The sequence below is a fragment of the Streptococcus ferus DSM 20646 genome, assembly GCF_000372425.1.
GTDB classification, from domain to species: Bacteria; Bacillota; Bacilli; order Lactobacillales; family Streptococcaceae; genus Streptococcus; species Streptococcus ferus.
Genome location: NZ_AQVD01000001.1, coordinates 435,872 through 456,030 on the forward strand (window position 1 = coordinate 435,872; position 20,159 = coordinate 456,030).

Sequence of the window (20,159 nt, forward strand, 5' to 3'; positions counted from 1 at the left end):
CATTACAACTGGGAGCTGTGCAGTTGCTCTGAGGATTAGGTATAAAAAGAGAAGGAGAAAAAGACGTGTGGCAAATCTTACTGTCGTCCCTTGTGATCTTTGTTTCTACTAGTATTGACTATATCGTTCTGTTGACAATTCTTTTCGGAACATTGTCTTCAGATCATCTGAAAAAGAGTATCCTTTTGGGACAGTATTTAGGGACAGCTCTTCTAGTCTGTCTTAGTTTGGCAGTACGTTTTGTCATTGTTCTGGTTCCTGAAGAATGGCTAATTGGGCTGCTGGGTGTCGTTCCTATTTACATTGGAATCAGAGCTATCTTCAGAGATGAAGAGATTGAGGAGGAAGCCGTTGAAGAGAAGGTGGCAGGGAAGAAATTCTTGGAGATGAGTCTGGTTGTGACCTTGCTAACCTTAGCATCTGGTGGAGATAATCTGGGCGTTTATATTCCTTATTTTGCAAGCCTTTCCTCTCTAGAAGTCGCTGCGGTCCTGCTTGTCTTTGGGATTGGTACTTTTTTTCTTTGCCAAATCAGTTATCATCTGGCAAAGGCGCCCAAGATTTCGGAAATCATTGAGCGCTATGAAAAAATAATTGTTCCCTTGGTCTTTATCTCCTTAGGTTTTTATATTTTGGCTGAGAATGGCAGTTTATCCCATTTACTGGAAATGTTGAAAAGGCTGTTTGATTGATTGCTCAATGTATTATAAAAATCAAAAAGAGTGGTACATTACAGATACAAAGTCTATATCAGGTATTAGGTTGTTGTATCTTGATGACGATACTTTAGAGCATTTGAAGTACTGGAAACATGCACAAGCTTAAATAGGAAAATGCAGATTTGTATTTTCTCTGGCAGACGCTCCACTTGTAAAATCAACATTGAAACGTGTTCTACAAGTACATAGTGAGTTTATAGGCATAAAAACGATTCGTATTCATGATTTAAGGCACTCTCATGCTAGTTTTATGCTTTCGCTTGGTATGAATGACTTAGAAATGCAAAATCGTCTAGGTCATGCTGATATTAAGACAACGCTTGGGACATACTCTCATCTTCACCCTAATGCTATGAAAGAAGTTGCTAATCGTATGACAGGACAAGTAGTGGCAGACAACAACAATGTTAGAAAAAGTAAGTTTAATGGTAATCAGCATACTTTGAAATTATAGTCCTAAATTTTTAAAAACTAGCAAAGTCTGTTTTTAAAAATGTGGGCTGTTACAGTGAACTGCGAAAGTTTACTGTATTTTTTATTTTGACAGTGATATAATATTTTCACAAATTTATAAATGGAGAATAGTACATGATAGAATCAGGTAAAATTGAAGATTTATGGGATGATGAAGATTTTTTGTATTATGATGATTGGTTGAATGATATAGATAACATTCGGTCTATTGTTTTTGATTTAGCTAAGTCGTTGAACTTCGTCAAAGTTTATTTATATGGAGAATATACACATCCACTTACACATGAAAGAAAAGATAAAGTGGTTCGTATTGCTATTCAATCAGACAATATAATATTATTAAAAGAGTGGGATATACTAGAGAACGCTTTGTCTGAATATCCAGTTGTGTTTATTGATTATGATTATTTAATGTCGGGAAAAGCAGAAACAGGAGCTAAGCCAAATGATTTAACAATGTTCCGATTTGGAAATTGGATACTGTATTCTAGTGATTTAAAGAGTAAAGAAGACTTGAATTATATCCCTTGCGAACATGATTTAACAGAAAGTGAAATGCGGGAAATATGTCATTTAAATTAAAATGAACTACCATATATCGTGGTAGTTTTTCTTTATTGGTGCTAAATTGGTGCTATCGGTAAAAGAAAACCTCTGAAACAACTGGTCTCATGCGGTTTATGAAGTAATAAAATCTATTCCCACTCCACTGTTGCTGGTGGTTTGCTGGTGATGTCGTAGACGATGCGGTTGACATGCTCAACTTCATTGACGATGCGGACAGAGATCTTTTGGAGGACTTCCCATGGGAGCTTGGCAAAGTCAGCCGTCATACCATCAATGGAAGTGATCGCACGGATAGCGATAGTGTAGTCGTATGTACGACCGTCGCCCATAACGCCAACGGAACGCACACCGGTATTGACGGTGAAGTATTGCCAGACGTCGCGGTCTAGGCCGGCTTTAGCGATTTCCTCACGGAGAATAGCATCGGATTCACGGACGGTTTCTAATTTTTCATCGGTAATTTCGCCCATAACACGGATAGCAAGACCAGGGCCAGGGAAAGGCTGACGCCAAACAATTTCATCAGGCATACCAAGAGCAGTACCAAGAGCACGGACTTCGTCCTTGAAGAGGGTGTTGAGCGGTTCAATCAATTCAAACTGCATATCCTCAGGTAATCCGCCCACATTGTGATGAGACTTGATGGTTTGTGCCGTTTCGGTACCAGATTCAATCACATCAGTGTAGAGAGTGCCTTGAGCCAGAAAATCAACGTCTTTGAGCTTGCTGGCTTCGTCATCGAAGACATAGACGAATTCATTTCCGATAATCTTGCGTTTTTTCTCTGGATCAGAAACACCAGCTAATAAATCCAGGAAACGCTTAGCGGCATCCACACGGATAATGTTAAGCCCGAATTTACCTCCCAGCATTTGCATGACCTGATCGCCTTCTCCTTTGCGAAGCAGTCCGTGGTCAACGAAAATACAAGTCAGCTGGTCACCGATAGCTTTTTGTAACAGGACACCGACAACAGAGGAGTCAACACCGCCGGAAAGACCTAGGAGAACTTTTTTATTGCCGACAGTCTGACGAATTTTAGAGATTTCAAGGTCGATGAAATTTCCCATCGACCAGTCGGCTTTAGCACCGCAGATATTGAGGGCAAAATTGCGCAGAATATCATTTCCATACTCTGAATGACGAACTTCTGGGTGAAACTGAATGCCGTAGAAATGCTTTTCACTGTTTTCGATAGCAGCAAAAGGACAGTCTTCGGAGTCGCCAATTTTAGTGAATCCCTGAGGAATTTCTGTAACGGCATCACCATGACTCATGAGGATAATCTGTTTCTCAGGTGTATTGGCAAAAAGAGGGGATTTGCCTGTCTGTGTCAGCAGAGACTGACCGTATTCACGATTACCAGCATCGCCTGCAGGGAGGACTTTCCCTCCTAACTGATGGGTCAAAAGCTGCATCCCATAACAAATTCCTAAAATGGGAATGCCTAACTCGAAAATTTCTGGATCAATCCCAAAAGAGTTCTCATCGTAAACAGAGTTTGGACCACCGGAGAGGATAATCCCTATTGGGTTCAGATTTTTCAGATCTTTAGCGGAAATCTTATGGCTGTGCAGTTCAGAAAAAACGCCAAATTCACGGATGCGGCGGGTAATCAGCTGATTGTACTGGCTGCCGTAGTCTAATACAATAATTTTTTGAATGTCTTTTATGTCAGTCATCGTTTCCCTTTCTTTTTAGGTTGCTGTGGACAAGACCTAACTCTTTTATTTTAGCATATTTTAGGGAAATTGAAAGCAGCTTTTAGCAAAAGCTGCTTTGAGCATCTCTTAAATCAACTTTTGCAATATTGCCAAAAATTTGATAAGATGAGAGCAAAATAAGCCTTTAGCTTAGGAGAATGCATGCTACCAGCCTACATACGTATTCACGACCAAATTAAAAAAGAAATTGATGATGGCCTATGGAAAATCGGGGATCGTCTGCCTAGTGAGCGGGACTTGTCTGATCATTTTGCTGTTAGTCGGATGACGCTTCGACAGGCGGTGACCCTTTTGGTTGAAGAGGGTATCTTGGAGCGGCGTGTTGGGAGCGGGACCTATATCGCTAGTAGTCGTGTTCAGGAAAAAATGCGTGGAACGACGAGTTTTACGGAGATTGTCAAATCCCAGGGGAAAAAGCCCTCCAGTAAACTTATTTCCTATCACCGCGTCCACCCCAATGATCGAGAAGTCAAGCACCTTGATATCCAGCCTAATTCCTATGTTATTCGAATGGAACGTGTCCGCTTTGCGGATGACATTCCTGTCGTTTTTGAGGTTGCGGCTGTTCCTGAACGTATTATCAAGCCCTTTGCTAAAAAGGATATTACTGAGCATTTCTTTCAAACTTTAATGGATAATGGCTTTACCATTGGAAAAAGTCAGCAGACGATTTCCGCTAAGGTTGCCGATCAGGCGACAGCGGATTATCTGGATATTTCCAAAGGGCAGGCAATTTTAGCCTTGACCCAAGTTTCTTATCTAGATGACGGAACTCCTTTTGAGTACGTTCGCAGCCAGTACGTCGGCGGTCGATTTGAATTTTATCTCGAAAATAATTAGAAGAAAGGCGATAGCATGGAAGCAAAAGAAAGAATGATCAGCAATCCTCGCTATCAGAGAGTTGCTATCGGAATTGCTCAGCGGATTGCGGATGGGAAATATCAGGTCGGTGAAAAGATCAAATCGCGTTCCACTCTTGCCAGCAATTTCAATGTATCTCCTGAAACGGCCCGCAAAGCCATCAATGTGCTGGATGATCTAGACATTGTCAGGGTCAAGCCCGGCAGTGGTGTGGTTGTCACCTCCAGGGAAAAGGCGCAAGAGTTCTTGGAGCAGTTTGAAACAACCACTGTTTTGAAATCAACGAAAAATGACCTCAATCAGAGCATCAGTCGGCAGAAGCAGGAGTTGGAAAAAATGTCCAAGCTCTTGGATCAATTTCTTTCTCAGTCTTCCCTGATGCATAAAAAATTTCCCTTTGAGCCTTTCGAGCTGGTCTTAGATCAAAGAAGTCCTAACATCAATAAAAGTATCTCAGAATTGAATTTTTGGCATCAGACAGGGGCAACCATTATTGCTCTGAAACATCAAGAAGAGCTCTTGCTTTCTCCAGGACCATACGCCACTCTCCAGAGTGGGGACACCATTTATTTTATTGGAGATGAGTTGGCTTTTTCGAGGGTCAAAAACTTCTTTGAGAGCCCATAAAATGATTAAATACAACATTAAGCAGACAGATTAGTCTGTTTTATTTTTGACAAAACCGACCACATATTGTTATAATGGTGTGGTCTGTATAAGAATACTGATGAAAAGGCATTTTGTTTGTCTTTATTAAAATAAATTGGAAAGAGGCTTGTTTTGAAAAAGCTTGAAGTAAAACATTTAACCAAGATTTTTGGTAAAAAGCAAAAAGTTGCCCTTGAAATGATTAAGCAGCAGAAATCCAAAACAGAGATTTTAGAGAAAACAGGAGCTACTGTCGGGGTTTATGATGCCAGTTTCGATGTCAATGAAGGAGAGATATTTGTCATAATGGGACTGTCAGGCAGCGGTAAATCAACTTTGGTGCGTTTGCTAAACCGCCTGATAGAGCCTTCATCAGGTGATATTTATCTGGATGGTAAGGATATTTCTAAGATGAATGCTGAGGAGCTTCGTCATGTCCGCCGCCACAGTGTCAATATGGTTTTTCAGAATTTTGGTTTGTTCCCTCATAAGACTATCCTGGAGAATACCGAGTTTGGTCTGGAGCTTAGAGGGGTACCGAAAGAGGAGCGCCTTAAACTGGCTGAGCAGGCACTCGAAAATTCTAACTTACTCGCCTTTAAAGACCAGTATCCTAGCCAACTCTCTGGAGGGATGCAGCAGCGGGTCGGCTTAGCCAGAGCTTTGGCTAATGATCCTGAAATCCTTCTGATGGATGAAGCCTTCTCAGCTCTAGATCCTCTGATTCGCAAAGAAATGCAGGATGAACTGTTAGACTTGCAGGATCGTGTGCAAAAAACCATCGTTTTTATCACTCATGACCTCAATGAAGCCCTGCGCATAGGAGATCGTATTGCCTTAATGAAGGATGGACAGATCATGCAGATTGGAACAGGAGAAGAAATTTTGACCAAACCTGCCAATGATTTTGTCCGTGAATTCGTTGAAGATGTTGACCGTTCTAAGGTATTGACCGCTCAAAATATCATGATTAAGCCTTTGACAACGACCATTGAAATTGATGGTCCTCAGGTTGCGCTGACACGTATGCATAATGAGGAGGTCAGTATGCTGATGGCAACCAACCGTCGCCGCCAGCTACTAGGATCGTTGACCGCAGATGCTGCCATTGAGGCACGTAAGAAAAAGCTGCCTTTGTCAGAAGTGATTGATCGAGATGTCAGGACGGTGTCTAAAGATACCGTTATTACAGACATCATGCCATTGATTTACGATTCATCGGCTCCTATTGCTGTAACGGATGACAATAATAGACTTCTGGGAGTTATTATTCGCGGTCGAGTCATTGAAGCCTTGGCCAATACAAGAGATGATGCAGAAGAAGAACAGGAAAGGGGTTAGAAAAACGTTTTGGAAACTATATTACAAAGAAAATTACCTGTAGCGGAATTGGTTGAAAAAGCCACCGATTGGCTGACGGATACTTTTGCCGTTTTATTCAATGTTATTCAGTCAATTGGAAATTTTGCGATGAACGGTATAACAGATACCCTCCTATTCATCAGTCCTTTCTTACTGATTGTGCTGGTGACAGTTGCGGCCTACTTTTTAGGGAAAAAGAAGTGGGGCTTGCCGACCTTTACCTTGCTAGGGCTTCTCTTTATCTATAATCAGGGATTATGGGATGATTTGATGAACACCTTCACCTTGGTGCTGGTGTCTAGTCTGATTTCTATCATTATCGGAATTCCCTTGGGAATCTGGATGGCCAAAAACGATGTGGTTAAGCAGATAATCAACCCTATCTTAGACTTCATGCAGACCATGCCTGCCTTTGTCTACCTGATTCCTGCGGTCGCCTTTTTTGGTATCGGAATTGTGCCGGGTGTTTTCGCATCGGTTATCTTTGCATTACCGCCAACGGTTCGGTTTACCAATCTTGCGATTCGCGAAATTCCGACGGAGTTAATCGAGGCATCTGATGCCTTCGGAAGTACCGGAAGTCAAAAGCTCTTTAAAGTCGAGCTGCCTCTCGCTAAGAATACCATTATGGCTGGGGTTAATCAGACCATCATGTTGGCTCTGTCTATGGTAGTTACCGGTTCTATGATTGGAGCACCAGGACTGGGGCGCGGCGTTTTATCAGCGCTTCAGCATGCCGATATTGGGTCAGGTTTTGTTAATGGTTTGGCTTTGGTTATTCTGGCCATTGTTATGGACCGATTTACAACAGCCATTAACAAGCAGGGAACAAGCCAGCAAAAAGGGGGCAAGGTTAATAAAATAATCGGTTTAGTCGCTGTTGCCTTGTTTGTCTTTGCCGGCCTAGGGCGTCTTTTGCTTAACAATCAGTCAGCTGCTGGCGGAAAAACGGTTAAATTAGCCTATGTTGAGTGGGATTCTGAAGTGGCCTCAACGAATGTTTTAGCTCAAGTCCTAAAACAAAAAGGGTATAAGGTAGAAATGATTCCACTAGATAACGCCATTATGTGGCAAACAGTAGCTGATGGTGAGGCTGATGCGACAGTCAGTGCCTGGCTGCCCAATACACACGCTGACCAATATAAGAAGTACAAACAAGACTTGGTTAATCTGGGACCTAATCTCAAAGGTGTCAAATTAGGTCTGGCTGTTCCATCTTATATGTCAGTTGACAGCATTGATGACTTAAGTAACCAGGCAGATAAAAAAATAACAGGTATTGAGCCTGGTGCAGGGATCATGAAGGCTGCTGAAAACGCCCTTAAGGATTATAGTAATCTTTCGGACTGGCAGCTAGTGTCATCTTCCACGGGTGCGATGACAACTTCTTTAGGCAAAGCGATTAAGAATAAAGAAGACATCGTCATTACAGCTTGGTCTCCGCATTGGATCTTTGCCAAATACGATTTGAAATACCTTAAAGATTCCAAGGAAGATTTTGGAACGTCTGAGAATATCAATTCCATCGCGCGTAAGGGCTTGAAATCAGATATGCCAGAAGTTTACAAGATTATCGATAACTTCAACTGGACTCAGGATGACATGCAGTCGGTTATGCTAGACATCAATAACGGCACATCACCAGAAAAAGCCGCCCAGAAATGGGTTGATAAAAATAGCAAAAAAGTAAATTCTTGGAGCGAGTAAGTCTAAAAAGCTGTCACTTGGGGACGGCTTTTTGGTTTGTTTTGACTATTAAAAGCTTTGTAAATATGGTAGAATAATGGTTATGGAAATTGAAAAAACCAATCGCATGAATGCTCTGTTTGAATTCTATGCAGCCCTTCTGACGGATAAACAGATGAACTATATTGAACTCTACTATGCAGATGATTACAGTTTGGCTGAAATCGCTGAGGAATTTGGTGTCAGTCGTCAGGCTGTCTACGATAATATCAAGCGGACTGAAAAAATACTCGAAGATTATGAGATGAAGCTGCACATGTACTCAGATTACATCGTCCGCAGTGAGATTTTTGATGCAATAGCAGCACAATACCCGAAAGATCCCTATCTGCAAGAGCAAATTTCCATTTTAAGCAATATCGATAATCGAGACTAACGATTAATTTACAATAGGAGAAGAATGATTATGGCATTTGAAAGTTTGACAGAACGCCTGCAGGGCGTCTTTAAAAATTTACGAGGCAAGCGTAAATTATCTGAAAAAGATGTTCAGGAAGTCACCAAAGAAATTCGTCTGGCTCTCTTGGAAGCAGATGTTGCCTTGCCAGTTGTCAAGGATTTTATCAAGCGCGTCCGTGAGCGGGCAGTCGGTCATGAAGTCATTGACACGCTCGATCCATCACAGCAAATTGTTAAAATTGTCAATGAAGAGCTGACGGCTATTTTAGGATCTGAAACAGCAGAAATCGAAAAATCTCCTAAAATTCCAACCATTATCATGATGGTAGGTCTGCAAGGGGCGGGTAAAACCACCTTTGCTGGGAAACTGGCTAATAAATTAGTCAAAGAAAACAAGGCTCGTCCTTTGATGATTGCGGCTGATATTTATCGTCCTGCAGCTATTGACCAATTAAAAACACTGGGAGAGCAGATTGATGTTCCTGTTTTTGAGATGGGAACGGAACATTCTGCAGTTGAAATTGTCAGTCAGGGTTTGGCTCAGGCCAAAGCTAATCGTAATGACTATGTTTTGATTGATACAGCCGGTCGTCTGCAGATTGATGAAAAATTGATGATGGAGTTGCGTGATGTCAAAGCACTGGCTCAACCTCATGACATTCTCTTGGTTGTCGACAGCATGATTGGTCAGGAAGCTGCTAATGTCGCTGCTGAATTTAACAAGCAGCTGGAAATTACTGGCGTTGTTCTGACCAAGATTGATGGGGATACGCGTGGAGGAGCAGCCCTTTCGGTTCGCCAGATTACTGGAAAACCAATTAAATTCACAGGTACGGGTGAGAAGATCACAGACATCGAAACCTTCCACCCAGATAGAATGTCGTCACGTATCTTGGGGATGGGTGATTTGCTGACCCTGATAGAGAAGGCCAGTCAAGATTATGATGAGCAAAAATCAGCTGAATTAGCTGAGAAAATGCGTGAAAACACTTTTGATTTCAATGATTTCATCGACCAGTTAGATCAAGTTCAGAATATGGGGCCGATGGAAGATATTCTGAAGATGATTCCTGGAATGGCTAATAATCCAGCCCTTAAGAATGTTAAGATTGACGAAAAAGAAGTTGCCCGTAAACGTGCGATTGTCTCTTCCATGACACCTGCTGAACGTGAAAATCCAGAACTTTTGACACCGAGTCGCCGCCGTCGTATTGCATCCGGTTCAGGTAATACCTTTATTGAGGTCAATAAATTCATCAAAGATTTCAATCAAGCGAAATCAATGATGCAGGGCGTTATGTCTGGCGATATGACTAAGATGATGCGTCAGATGGGGCTCACCCCTAATAACATGCCTAAAAATATGGATACATCCGCTTTAGAAGGGATGATGGGACAGGGCAGCGGCATGCCAGATTTGTCTGCGCTTGGTGGCGGAGCTGGGATGCCTGCTGACATGAGCCAAATGTTAGGTGGCGGTTTGAAGGGGAAAGTCGGCGAATTTGCCATGAAACAGTCCATGAAACGGATGGCTAAAAAAATGAAAAAAGCTAAGAAGAAGCGTAAGTAAAAAATAAGTTTACATAATAATTATTATGTAAACTTATTTTGGATAACACCAAGAAAATTCCCCAAAAACAGATATTTCTAAAAATTTCCTTTATAATGGACATTTTAGTTAATTTCCTTTATAATGGAAATTACAGGAGGTGTCGCTATGTATCTAGCACTTATTGGAGATTTAGTTTCCTCTAAAAAGTTAGTCAATCGCTCACAAATACAGGAAGCTCTATTGAGCTTAATGGAAGATATCAATCAAAACTATCAAGAGATAATCGTTTCCCCTTTCACAGTGACAACTGGTGATGAATTTCAGGCACTGTTGAAAGTTGATGGACGGATTTTCCAATTGATTGATGATATTAGTCTGAGATTTTTGCCGCATACCATCCGTTTTGGAATTGGTGCCGGGCAAGTTATTACAGAAATCAATCGCCAGCAAAGCATTGGCTCTGATGGTCCTGTTTTTTGGAATGCCAGGAAAGCGATTAACGAGGTTCACCGTAAAAATGACTATGGAACAACTCAAATTGCAGTTTGTCTTGAGAATGAAGAGGCTTCCGTTCGGCTAAATACCTTAACAGCCGCCTGCGAGTTTATTAAATCTCGTTGGACAGCTAATCAAATAGCTATTTTAAAAGTTTTGTTGGAAAATGAGCTTTATCAGGAAGATTTTGAACATAAACAAGTAGCTGCCTTGCTGGGAATCAGCCCCAGCGCCTTTAACAAGCGTTTAAAAGCCAGCGGACTTAAAATTTATCTGAGAAACAAGGCGTTGGCGAGCGACTTATTTTTAGAAGCCGTCAGAAAGGAGGAAAACCATGCCTGATCTGTCTTTTTTAACCCAATTCAAATCGGTGTCCTTCTACCTTTCTGTCAATGCTCCTTTGACATTGGCTCTGATCTGTCATTTCTTGGGGGATTTTCATTTGCAAAGTCAGAAACTAGCTGACCAAAAGAAGCAAAAATTCAAAGCCTTGGCTATCCATCTATTTTGGGTTGGTCTCCCCTTACTGCTGACCGCCTGTTTTCTGCATTCGGAACTAAGAGGCTATTTTTTCAAGGTTTGGCTAGCCCATGTGCTTATCGATTTTATCAAATACCTGATCACTAAGAGAGGCTTGGTGAGAGAGAGCTGGGAAAAATATATCTTCATCTTAGATCAGGTATTGCATTTAACGGCTATTTTCTGCCTTTTTGGAGCTTATAGAGGTCTCATGGTCATTACCGATATCCCTCTGTCTGACTATCCAACCTACCCTGTTCTCAATGTTTTTCTCTTTCTGTTGATTATCAGTAAGCCTGTCAATATTCTTTTTAAACTTTTCTTTCGTAAATACCAGCCAGTCGGAGAAGAAGCGGCAGGGACTGTTGAGGGGGCTGGTGCTTTAATTGGACAGCTGGAGCGTCTTATTATGGGCATCTTTCTTCTTTTTGGCCAGTATGCTGCCATTGGCCTAGTGTTCACAGCCAAATCCATTGCCCGCTTTGATCGGATTTCCAAAAGTCAGGCCTTTGCGGAATACTACCTCATTGGTTCCTTGTTTAGCATTATTAGCGTTTTAATGGCTTATGCGCTCTGTTTGGGTTAGTTTTTTTCAATTATCTCAGAACCTCTCTTTATGTATTTAAAGAGAGGTTTTTCGTCATAAAATAGCATTTTTAAAACCTATTTGACATAGGAAAGTGATACAATTAATAAAAGTGACTATTTTAATCCGTTAGATAGAGGTTTTATTTGGTTTAAAGAGGAGATGGCAGATGGAAGATCAACCGATGATTGAGTTTAAAAATGTGAGTAAAATCTATGGCGATAATGCTGCCGTGGATAAAATTAATTTAACGATTAACCCTGGAGATTTTGTCTGTTTCATTGGGACAAGTGGATCGGGAAAAACAACCTTAATGCGGATGATTAATCGGATGCTAAAACCCAGTAAGGGAGATGTTTTCTTTAAGGGGCAAAACATTGCGCAATTTAATCCTGTCAAACTAAGACGAAAAATCGGCTATGTTATCCAGAATATCGGCCTAATGCCACACATGACGATTTATGAAAACATTACTCTTGTGCCTAAGTTATTAAAATGGTCGGAGGAGAAGAAGCGAGCTAAGGCGAAGGAATTGATTCATCTCGTGGAGCTGCCAGAAGACTTTCTTGACCGCTATCCGTCAGAATTATCAGGCGGTCAGCAGCAACGCATCGGGGTCATCAGGGCGCTTGCCGCAGATCAGGATGTTATCTTAATGGACGAGCCTTTCGGCGCATTGGACCCCATCACGCGCGAAGGTATCCAGGACTTGGTCAAATCCCTTCAGGAAAAAATGGGCAAAACCATTATCCTAGTAACGCATGATATGGATGAGGCCTTGAAGTTGGCGACTAAGATTATCGTTATGGATAAGGGACGCATGGTTCAAGAAGGTACGCCAACGGATTTGTTGCGTCATCCTGCAACCCCTTTTGTTGAAAAAATGATCGGGGAAGAAAGGCTTATTCATGCCAAAGCGGATGTTACGCCTGTTAAATCCATCATGTTAAAAAATCCAGTCTCCATTACTCCGGACAAGTCCTTGACAGAAGTGATTGGTTTGATGCGAGAAAAACGGGTCGATTCTCTTTTAGTGACGGAAAATGACAAGACCTTGATTGGCCTGGTTGACTTATCAGCCTTGAGCCATCGCTATCAAAAAGACCTTCTGGTAAGGGATATCATGACCAAGGTTAGCTTCTATGTGAAAGAAGACGATTTGCTACGCGATACTGCCGAACGGATCCTAAAAAGAGGACTGAAATATGCTCCAGTAGTAGATAAAAATAAGCACTTAACAGGTATTGTGACCCGCTCCTCCTTAGTTGATATGCTGTACGATATCATCTGGGGTTCTCAAGAAGCTGAGGAGGAAGAGTGATGAACGCTTTTTTAGAACAGTATGGCAGCCAGCTGCTGCTGAAAACATGGGAACAAATCTATATCTCTGCGATAGCCCTTATCCTTGGTGTCCTTGTCGCTGTTCCAGCAGGTATTATCTTAACAAGATTTCCTAAAACAGCTAAACTGGTTATTGGACTGACCAGCATGCTTCAAACCATTCCAAGTCTGGCTCTTTTGGCCATGATGATTCCATTTTTTGGTATCGGCAAACTTCCGGCTATTCTCGCCTTGTTTGTTTATTCTCTCCTCCCTATTTTACGCAATACCTATATTGGTTTGGACAATGTCGATCCTGTTTTAAAAGACAGCGCGAAAGGAATGGGCATGGAGCCTGTCCAGTCTATTTTTCAAGTTGAGCTTCCTCTGGCCATGCCCGTAATCATGACGGGTATCAGATTATCTGCCATCTATGTGATTGCCTGGGCTACCTTAGCTTCTTATATTGGCGCTGGAGGGTTAGGTGATTTGATTTTCAGCGGTTTAAGTCTTTTTCAGCCTGAGCTGATTATCGGAGGGACTATTCCGGTTATCTTACTTTCTCTAGTATCAGACTATTTGCTGGGGCTTTTAGAGAAACACATCACGCCTAAGCAGAAGAGGGAGGTATGAGATGAAGAAAAAGATTTATTGGCTGATGCTATCTGCAGTTTTGTCTTTATTGACGCTGTCGGGCTGCAATCTTCTTCAAAGTAATCAGTTCTCTACCATCAAGATTGCTTCGATGAATACCACGGAATCCAGTATCATGGCGAATATGATTGCGGAGCTAATTGAGCATGAGACCTCCTATAAAACAACTTTGATTTCTAATCTTGGTTCGTCCAGTGTTGCCCATCAGGCTTTGTTGCGAAAAGATGCTGATATTGCAGCTACCCGTTATACCGGGACGGATATCACAGGAACCTTAGGGTTAAAAGCGGTCAAAGATCCGACAAAGGCGGCAGAGATTGTTAAGAAAGAGTTTTCTGAACGCTTTGATCAAACTTGGTTTCCAAGTTATGGTTTCTCAGATACCTACGCCTTTATGGTAACAACTGATTTTGCTGAGCAAAACAAGATTAAGACCATATCTGATTTAGGCCAATATGCTCAGACAGCTAAAGCAGGTGTTGACAGCACTTGGATGAACCGTCAGGGAGATGGTTATAGTGATTTCACCAAAACCTATGGGTTTGCCTTTAAAAATATCTACCCAATGCAAATCGGTCTTGTCTATGATGCAGTTGCCAGCGATAAAATGCAGGTTGTTTTGGGCTATTCGACTGATGGTCGTATTCCAAGTTATGATCTGACACTGTTAGAGGATGATAAACAGTTCTTTCCACCTTATGAAGCGTCAATGGTGGTTAACAACAGTCTTTTAAAAAAATATCCCAAATTGAAGAAGCTCTTGCACCGTCTTGACGGGAAAATCAGCCTGCAAACCATGCAGCGATTAAATTATCAGGTAGACGATACCCTATTAGAACCCTCCGTAGTGGCCAAGCAATTCTTGAAAGAAAATCATTATTTTAGAGAGGAAGATGAGCAATGAGTGATATGACTACTGCCCAGCAATTTTTCTATTATCTCAGTCATAACAGCAATTATATTTTATCCCAGTTTTTAAGGCATTTTCTGATTTCCGTTTATGGAGTCTTACTTGCTGCTCTGGTTGGGATACCTCTCGGAATTCTGATTGCAAGACGGGGAAAGCTCAAAAGTGTGGTGATGGGGATTGCTAATGTCCTGCAAACCATTCCCTCTTTGGCTATGATTTCTATTTTAATGCTGGGGTTGGGTCTGGGCACTAAAACAGTTATCGCAACAGTCTTTCTCTATTCCTTGCTGCCAATTATCGGCAATACTTATGCAGGAATCAGAAACGTTGGAGAGGACTTAGTGGATGCCGCTAAGGGTATGGGAATGACTGAAAGTCAGCAATTATTGATGGTTGAACTCCCTTTATCCCTCTCCGTTATCATGGCTGGTGTCCGAAATGCTCTAGTTGTTGCTGTGGGGATAACGGCGATAGGAGCCTTTGTTGGGGGTGGTGGCCTAGGTGATATTATTGTCCGAGGGACAAATGCCACTAATGGCGGTGCGATTATTTTGGCGGGCTCACTGCCAACAGCCCTGATGGCCATTTTCTCTGATCTTATTCTGGGATTTGTTCAGCATTGGCTTGAACCTAAAGGGATGTCCAAAAACAGGTGACAGTAAGATGCATGCTTAAAAAACAAACGGTTAAAGGTGATTGATAGGAATGACGACTTTGGGTTGCTGCGGTAAAAAGAATGATTTTCTCAAACGATGAAAAGAACAGCTAACCGTTAATCTTAATCCGTTAGCTGTTCTTTTTGTCTATACATCTTTCCGAAAAACTATAATTTTCTTGAAAAATATATAAGGGTGTGCTATACTTCTATTATAGCAATCTAGGAGAAAATGGATGAGACGTGAACTTTTACTTGAAAAAATTGATGACTTGAAAAAAGTCATGCCCTGGTATGTTTTGGATTACTACCAGTCTAAACTGGCAGTTCCTTATAGTTTTACAACTTTGTACGAATATTTGAAAGAATATCGCCGTTTTTTTGAATGGCTGATTGACGCTGATATTGCCCAGGTTGATCAAATTGCTGACATTCCTATCGATGTCCTGGAACATTTGACCAAAAAAGATATGGAATTCTTTATTCTCTATCTACGTGAACGGACCCTCCTTAATTCTCATTCCAAGCGTCAAGGCGTTTCACAGACGACCATTAATCGGACGCTTTCAGCTCTGTCAAGTCTATATAAGTATTTGACCGAGGAGGTTGAAAATGCTGATGGGGAACCTTATTTCTACCGAAACGTCATGAAAAAAGTCTCGACCAAAAAGAAAAAAGAAACTTTGGCGGCACGGGCTGAAAACATTAAACAAAAACTTTTCTTAGGGGATGAAACCATGGAGTTCCTGGAGTATGTAGATTGTGAATATGAGCACAATCTATCCAAGCGTGCTTTGTCCTCTTTCCAAAAAAACAAGGAACGTGATTTAGCCATTATCGCCCTGCTCCTTGCTTCAGGCGTTCGTTTGTCTGAAGCTGTTAATCTCGACCTTAAAGACCTTAATCTGAGAATGATGGTTATCGAGGTGACGCGTAAGGGTGGCAAGCGTGATTCCGTCAATGTTGCTGCCTTTGCCAAACCTTATCTGGAAAACTATCTTAAAATTCGCCAAGGCCGTTATAAGGCAGAAAAGACAGACACTGCTTTCTTCCTGACAGAGTATAGAGGTCTTCCCAATCGCATCGATGCTTCCAGTATTGAAAAGATGGTTGCAAAATATTCTGAGCATTTTAAAATTCGTGTTACTCCCCATAAATTAAGGCATACGCTAGCTACGAGGCTCTACGAAGCCACCAAATCCCAGGTGTTAGTCAGTCACCAGCTTGGCCACGCCAATACGCAAGTAACGGATCTTTATACTCATATCGTGAATGATGAACAAAAAAACGCCCTAGATAAGCTCTAGGGTGTTTTGCTAGCATACATAAATGCTGTTCAATAAATCAGCGTTTTCTAATCAGTACTTTGGTTCCCTGATCAACTTGGCTTTGGATGCTGATGTCAAATTCCAGATGATTTAAAATCTGTTTGGTCATATAAAGTCCCAGTCCCGTTGCTTTTTGGTGCTCATGACCGTTATAGCCGGTAAACCCTTCTTCAAAGATTCTGGGAATGTCTTCAGCAAGAATGCCTATGCCAGTATCTTGAATACAGACAGACTTATCTTGGATACGGATGCTGACTTTCCCGCCGGGCTTGTTATATTTGATAGCATTGTCCAGAATTTGTGCTAGGCTGAAGCTCAGCCATTTTTTATCGCTTTTCAGAATCCAGTCACCTTCAATAGTCAGGGATAGGTCTTTTTGTCGATAGAGAACCTGATTTTTCTTAACCAAATCAACCAAAATATCTCTCATTGAAACGGATTCAAAGCGAAAGTCACTTTGGTTTTGATTGAACTTGATATAATTCATCAGCCGTGAAAGATTGTTTTCCAAGCGCAGGATTTGCTGTCTGACGGACTCCTTTTCTAGCTGATTCGTCTGTTCCATCAGGGATAAGGTAGCCAAGGGGATTTTCATCTGATGAGACCAAAGTTTGATCATTTGTTGTATCTTATCCTGATCAGACTGATACACTAGAGCAGCTTCTGCTTCTTTTTGAATCAAGGCAGCGATGATTTTTTGGTAGGCTTTATCGCTAGGTTGTTCCAGTTGGTTTAGATTATCCAAATTGGTTACCGCCAAAAAGAAATGGAGTGACGTCATTTTTTGGTAAAAACGATAATACAAGCCTAAAGAAAGTAAGATTAAAATGGTTGAGACGAAGATAAAACTTGTTTGGAAATAAACCAAGGGCAGGCGATAAAGGTAAAAAGTCAGGAAAAAAAGCAGACTTAAGAGTCCATATAAAAGGTACCAAGCTCCGTACTCTTTGAAAAATGCTTTAATCATTTGATGACGTATCCTACCCCTCTTACCGTGTAAATATGATTAAAATGAATCGTTCCTGCTTTTTTACGTAGTCGTGTCATATTAACACTAAGTGTGTTTTGTTCAATGAACTCCTCTCCTTCCCAGAGTTTATCAAGGAGCTGTTCTTTGGTGACTACTTCTCCTCTTTTTTCCAGCAGCAAGGACAGAAGTTTCGTTTCGGTTGGCGTTAATTGGATATTCTCGCCGCTTTCTTTATTGCGAAGCAGGCCGTCAAGGCCTAACTGAAATTCTTCGAAGATCAGTTCCGTTTTGGCAAAAGCGTTAGCACGTCGCAGAAAGGCAGCGATTTTGGCATCTAAAATAGCCAGAGAAAAGGGTTTGTTAATAAAGTCGTCTCCTCCCATATCCATAGCCATGACAGCATTCATTTCATCATCAGAGCTAGAGATGAAAATGATGGGCTGAGTCATTGTTTTACGAATCTCCGTCGTCCAATAAAAACCATTAAAATAAGGCAGAGTGATGTCCATTAGGATTAAATCCGGCTGAAATTCCTGTATTTCCTGAAGAATGGCTCTAAAATTATCCACTCCTTTAACGGTATACTTTTCGGAGAGATGCCCTTTTAAGAGCTTAACGATGGTTGAATCATCTTCAACGATATAAATTCTATCCTTACTTTTCATAGCTTTATTCTATCAAAAAAGTGGCGAAAAATCGCCACTTCTCCTACCTTTCAATGATTTTATAATAAGTTCGGCTAGTCAGGCGGTAAATAAAGAAGTAAATGAGGGTAATTCCGATAATGGTGACACCGCTGACAGTATAGATAAGGTTGGTGCTGGTCACTCCAAAGAGCAAAAGCATTTGTTTAATCATGGTTAATGCTACAACAAAATGGAGGACAGCCATCAAAAGAGGCATGAAGAATACAAAGATTGTTTGAGAGTTGATGGTTTTTCGGACAGAAGCTTTGCTCATGCCCACCTCTTGTAAAATCTTGTAAGATTTCTTATCCTCATTTCCTTCGGAGTACTGCTTGTAATAGATAATCAAAGCTGCACCCAATAAGAAGCTGATTCCTAATAAGAAACCTGTAAAGAGGAAACCGCCGCTCATAGCCATTAACTCTTGCTCAAGATTCTTCTTGGTTTGATAATAGCCTGAGATCTGATTTTTGTCACTATAATCATTGATTAGTTGTTTCAAAGCTGCACTTTCCTTGTCATTGAGATTAACAAAGGTCGAATACAGATAAGTCGTTTTAAACTGATTCTTGCTAACACTTTGATAAAGACCAACCATTTCTCGCATCACTTCATCATTACTGACGATAAGGACGGAAGAATTGTAAGTATTGATGCTGTCAGGCATCTTGACGGACTTAAAGTTTTTCACATTTTCAAAGGTTTTTCCAAAAAAATCAATATGTGTGACCTTACTATCTCCCTTTTGCACGAACAAGGCAGTCTGATTATCCTCCAAATGCTGAAGCTTGTTGCCCAGTTTTCTAAAGTCTTCCTGAGTTATGACATAGTTATAACCAGTTGAGGTAGGATTAGGATTTTGGATCGCCTGTTCCGTAATGGTCCATTTTTGCCTCTTAGGGAGGTTCAGCTGCATCAGAACAGATAAATAGGAATTGACATCTGTTTTAGGGTGACCCAAAGAGTTTTCAGTAATTTCCTGAATCGCTTGTTCTCCCTGAGAACGGTCTTGCACTTGAAAGTCAATACGTGTATTTTTAGGAAACGTTTGCTTGGCTAATTCATTAGAACCACTGTACAGCGAAGCTGTTGTTGCAATCGTCACAAAAGCCATGATTGCCAGTAATGTGATATTAGCTAGACCAACAGCATTTTGCTTCATTCGAAAAATCATTTGGGAAGTCGTAATAAAATGATTGGGCTGATAAAAGTATGTTTTGTTTTGTCGGCGTTTTTTGAGGTACCAAGTTGTGAAGCTAATATAGAAGAGATAAGTTCCTATAATAACGAATACGACTGCGACAAAGAAACGTAATAAGACAACTAAAGCAGCGATTTTAGAAGAACTTAAGGAAAGATAGTAACCAACGCCCAGAGCGATAATACCAACAAAAGCCAAAATGACATTTCCCTTCGGCTCTTTTTCAGCCTGTTCCTGACTTCTAAAGAGAATCAAGGGAGATGTGGCTCCAATCTTTCTTAAGCCAATTAACTCCAGCAGGAAAAAGATAGCGGCAAAGATGATTCCTGTTAAAATAAAGGCCAGTGGCATAATCGTAAAACTCAATTTGCCATAATTCATTAGGTTAACAAAAATGAGGTATAAGACATTTGAAAAGACACTGCTGAGAACGGAGCCGATTATCACTGTGATAATAAAGATAATAGACAGCTCAATGGTTGCAATCAGAGATACCTGGCTTTTATTCATCCCTAAAACATTATAAAGGCCAAATTCACGGCTTCTTTGTTTTAAAAGGAAATTATAAGAATAGATACTCATTATGGTTGAGAAAATGGTCAGAACAATAATTGCCAGTCCCAGCGTTATTTTTCCCAGCTGCATAGAGTCTGACACAGGACTAAGAGAAATCAGAAAAGTTGAACAAACCAAGATAAACAGAACGAGCGTCGATAGGACAAAGGGGGCAAAGAACTTGGCTGAATTTCGGAGATTATTCCAGGCTAATTTGAGGTAGAACAT

General features: G+C 41.1%; 19 protein-coding genes and 1 pseudogene. 16 read left to right on the top strand and 4 right to left on the bottom strand.

Features of this window, described 5'->3' with window-relative positions:
* Positions 1-65: 65 nt before the first annotated feature.
* The 3 genes and pseudogenes from A3GY_RS0102210 (at position 66) to A3GY_RS0102220 (ending at position 1,775) form a co-directional block, all read left to right on the top strand.
* Complete coding sequence (locus A3GY_RS0102210; RefSeq protein WP_018029767.1) at positions 66-692, top strand: CadD family cadmium resistance transporter; 627 nt, start codon at positions 66-68, stop codon at positions 690-692.
* Positions 685-1,173: pseudogene (locus tag A3GY_RS10440) on the top strand (site-specific integrase); the annotation flags it as partial. The gene A3GY_RS0102210 and the pseudogene A3GY_RS10440, both read left to right, overlap by 8 nt.
* Before the next feature lie 134 nt (positions 1,174-1,307).
* The gene (locus A3GY_RS0102220; protein WP_018029769.1) at positions 1,308-1,775 is read left to right on the top strand and encodes a hypothetical protein; all 468 of its coding nucleotides are present in this window, start codon (positions 1,308-1,310) and stop codon (positions 1,773-1,775) included.
* A gap of 113 nt (positions 1,776-1,888) precedes the next feature.
* On the opposite strand, the gene guaA is transcribed toward A3GY_RS0102220, so the two are convergent.
* Complete coding sequence (guaA, locus tag A3GY_RS0102225; protein ID WP_018029770.1) at positions 1,889-3,442, bottom strand: glutamine-hydrolyzing GMP synthase; 1,554 nt, start codon at positions 3,440-3,442, stop codon at positions 1,889-1,891.
* 183 nt (positions 3,443-3,625) lie between these two features.
* Here guaA and A3GY_RS0102230 point away from each other — a divergent pair, with 183 nt between their 5' ends.
* From A3GY_RS0102230 to xerS, 13 genes are all read left to right on the top strand, one after another.
* Positions 3,626-4,324, top strand: coding sequence for a GntR family transcriptional regulator (locus tag A3GY_RS0102230; protein ID WP_018029771.1), 699 nt, complete (start codon positions 3,626-3,628; stop codon positions 4,322-4,324).
* 15 nt (positions 4,325-4,339) lie between these two features.
* A complete protein-coding gene (locus tag A3GY_RS0102235) occupies positions 4,340-4,972 on the top strand; it encodes a GntR family transcriptional regulator (RefSeq protein WP_018029772.1) in 633 nt (210 codons plus the stop codon).
* A 153-nt stretch (positions 4,973-5,125) separates the two neighbouring features.
* Positions 5,126-6,334 carry a quaternary amine ABC transporter ATP-binding protein gene (locus A3GY_RS0102240; RefSeq protein WP_018029773.1) on the top strand — a complete coding sequence of 403 codons (1,209 nt, stop codon included), beginning with the start codon at positions 5,126-5,128 and terminating at the stop codon, positions 6,332-6,334.
* A 9-nt stretch (positions 6,335-6,343) separates the two neighbouring features.
* Positions 6,344-8,062: an ABC transporter permease/substrate binding protein gene (locus A3GY_RS0102245; RefSeq protein ID WP_018029774.1), complete on the top strand. Its 1,719-nt coding sequence runs from the start codon at positions 6,344-6,346 to the stop codon at positions 8,060-8,062.
* 82 nt (positions 8,063-8,144) lie between these two features.
* Positions 8,145-8,477, top strand: a complete 333-nt coding sequence (locus tag A3GY_RS0102250) for a putative DNA-binding protein (RefSeq protein ID WP_026161883.1) — start codon at positions 8,145-8,147, stop codon at positions 8,475-8,477.
* Positions 8,478-8,507: 30 nt separating this feature from the next.
* Entirely contained in the window at positions 8,508-10,070 is a 1,563-nt protein-coding gene (gene ffh / locus A3GY_RS0102255) for a signal recognition particle protein (RefSeq protein ID WP_026161884.1), read from the top strand.
* 147 nt (positions 10,071-10,217) lie between these two features.
* A complete protein-coding gene (locus A3GY_RS0102260; RefSeq protein ID WP_018029777.1) occupies positions 10,218-10,889 on the top strand; it encodes a SatD family protein in 672 nt (223 codons plus the stop codon).
* Positions 10,882-11,652 (top strand): DUF3307 domain-containing protein, encoded by a 771-nt coding sequence (locus A3GY_RS0102265; RefSeq protein ID WP_018029778.1) that lies wholly within the window; start codon positions 10,882-10,884, stop codon positions 11,650-11,652. The genes A3GY_RS0102260 and A3GY_RS0102265 overlap by 8 nt, the downstream gene beginning before the upstream one ends.
* A gap of 169 nt (positions 11,653-11,821) precedes the next feature.
* Positions 11,822-12,973, top strand: coding sequence for a betaine/proline/choline family ABC transporter ATP-binding protein (locus A3GY_RS0102270; protein WP_018029779.1), 1,152 nt, complete (start codon positions 11,822-11,824; stop codon positions 12,971-12,973).
* On the top strand, positions 12,973-13,605 hold the full coding sequence (locus A3GY_RS0102275) for an ABC transporter permease (protein ID WP_018029780.1): 633 nt from the start codon (positions 12,973-12,975) through the stop codon (positions 13,603-13,605). Before A3GY_RS0102270 ends, A3GY_RS0102275 begins: the two co-directional genes overlap by 1 nt.
* A gap of 1 nt (position 13,606) precedes the next feature.
* Complete coding sequence (locus A3GY_RS0102280; protein ID WP_018029781.1) at positions 13,607-14,530, top strand: osmoprotectant ABC transporter substrate-binding protein; 924 nt, start codon at positions 13,607-13,609, stop codon at positions 14,528-14,530.
* Positions 14,527-15,192, top strand: coding sequence for an ABC transporter permease (locus A3GY_RS0102285; protein WP_018029782.1), 666 nt, complete (start codon positions 14,527-14,529; stop codon positions 15,190-15,192). Before A3GY_RS0102280 ends, A3GY_RS0102285 begins: the two co-directional genes overlap by 4 nt.
* 235 nt (positions 15,193-15,427) lie before the next feature.
* Entirely contained in the window at positions 15,428-16,498 is a 1,071-nt protein-coding gene (gene xerS, locus A3GY_RS0102290; RefSeq protein WP_018029783.1) for a tyrosine recombinase XerS, read from the top strand.
* Between the two features lie 37 nt (positions 16,499-16,535).
* Here the strand turns inward: xerS and A3GY_RS0102295 are convergent, their stop codons facing one another.
* The 3 genes from A3GY_RS0102295 to A3GY_RS0102305 are packed head-to-tail and all read right to left on the bottom strand — an operon-like array spanning position 16,536 to position 20,159.
* Positions 16,536-17,486 carry a sensor histidine kinase gene (locus tag A3GY_RS0102295; protein ID WP_018029784.1) on the bottom strand — a complete coding sequence of 317 codons (951 nt, stop codon included), beginning with the start codon at positions 17,484-17,486 and terminating at the stop codon, positions 16,536-16,538.
* Positions 17,483-18,154, bottom strand: coding sequence for a DNA-binding response regulator (locus tag A3GY_RS0102300; RefSeq protein ID WP_018029785.1), 672 nt, complete (start codon positions 18,152-18,154; stop codon positions 17,483-17,485). The genes A3GY_RS0102295 and A3GY_RS0102300 overlap by 4 nt, the downstream gene beginning before the upstream one ends.
* A 43-nt stretch (positions 18,155-18,197) precedes the next feature.
* Positions 18,198-20,159, bottom strand: a complete 1,962-nt coding sequence (locus A3GY_RS0102305; protein WP_018029786.1) for an ABC transporter permease — start codon at positions 20,157-20,159, stop codon at positions 18,198-18,200.

Coding starts and splice junctions, on each gene's coding strand:
- A3GY_RS0102275 (WP_018029780.1), top strand. CDS start 12,973: ATGAACGCTTTTTTAGAACAGTATGGCAGCCAGCTGCTGCTGAAAACA.
- A3GY_RS0102300 (WP_018029785.1), bottom strand. CDS start 18,154: ATGAAAAGTAAGGATAGAATTTATATCGTTGAAGATGATTCAACCATC.
- A3GY_RS0102305 (WP_018029786.1), bottom strand. CDS start 20,159: ATGTTCTACCTCAAATTAGCCTGGAATAATCTCCGAAATTCAGCCAAG.
- A3GY_RS0102230 (WP_018029771.1), top strand. CDS start 3,626: ATGCTACCAGCCTACATACGTATTCACGACCAAATTAAAAAAGAAATT.
- xerS (WP_018029783.1), top strand. CDS start 15,428: ATGAGACGTGAACTTTTACTTGAAAAAATTGATGACTTGAAAAAAGTC.
- A3GY_RS0102235 (WP_018029772.1), top strand. CDS start 4,340: ATGGAAGCAAAAGAAAGAATGATCAGCAATCCTCGCTATCAGAGAGTT.
- A3GY_RS0102250 (WP_026161883.1), top strand. CDS start 8,145: ATGGAAATTGAAAAAACCAATCGCATGAATGCTCTGTTTGAATTCTAT.
- ffh (WP_026161884.1), top strand. CDS start 8,508: ATGGCATTTGAAAGTTTGACAGAACGCCTGCAGGGCGTCTTTAAAAAT.
- A3GY_RS0102295 (WP_018029784.1), bottom strand. CDS start 17,486: ATGATTAAAGCATTTTTCAAAGAGTACGGAGCTTGGTACCTTTTATAT.
- A3GY_RS0102260 (WP_018029777.1), top strand. CDS start 10,218: ATGTATCTAGCACTTATTGGAGATTTAGTTTCCTCTAAAAAGTTAGTC.
- A3GY_RS0102285 (WP_018029782.1), top strand. CDS start 14,527: ATGAGTGATATGACTACTGCCCAGCAATTTTTCTATTATCTCAGTCAT.
- A3GY_RS0102220 (WP_018029769.1), top strand. CDS start 1,308: ATGATAGAATCAGGTAAAATTGAAGATTTATGGGATGATGAAGATTTT.
- A3GY_RS0102270 (WP_018029779.1), top strand. CDS start 11,822: ATGGAAGATCAACCGATGATTGAGTTTAAAAATGTGAGTAAAATCTAT.
- guaA (WP_018029770.1), bottom strand. CDS start 3,442: ATGACTGACATAAAAGACATTCAAAAAATTATTGTATTAGACTACGGC.
- A3GY_RS0102280 (WP_018029781.1), top strand. CDS start 13,607: ATGAAGAAAAAGATTTATTGGCTGATGCTATCTGCAGTTTTGTCTTTA.
- A3GY_RS0102265 (WP_018029778.1), top strand. CDS start 10,882: ATGCCTGATCTGTCTTTTTTAACCCAATTCAAATCGGTGTCCTTCTAC.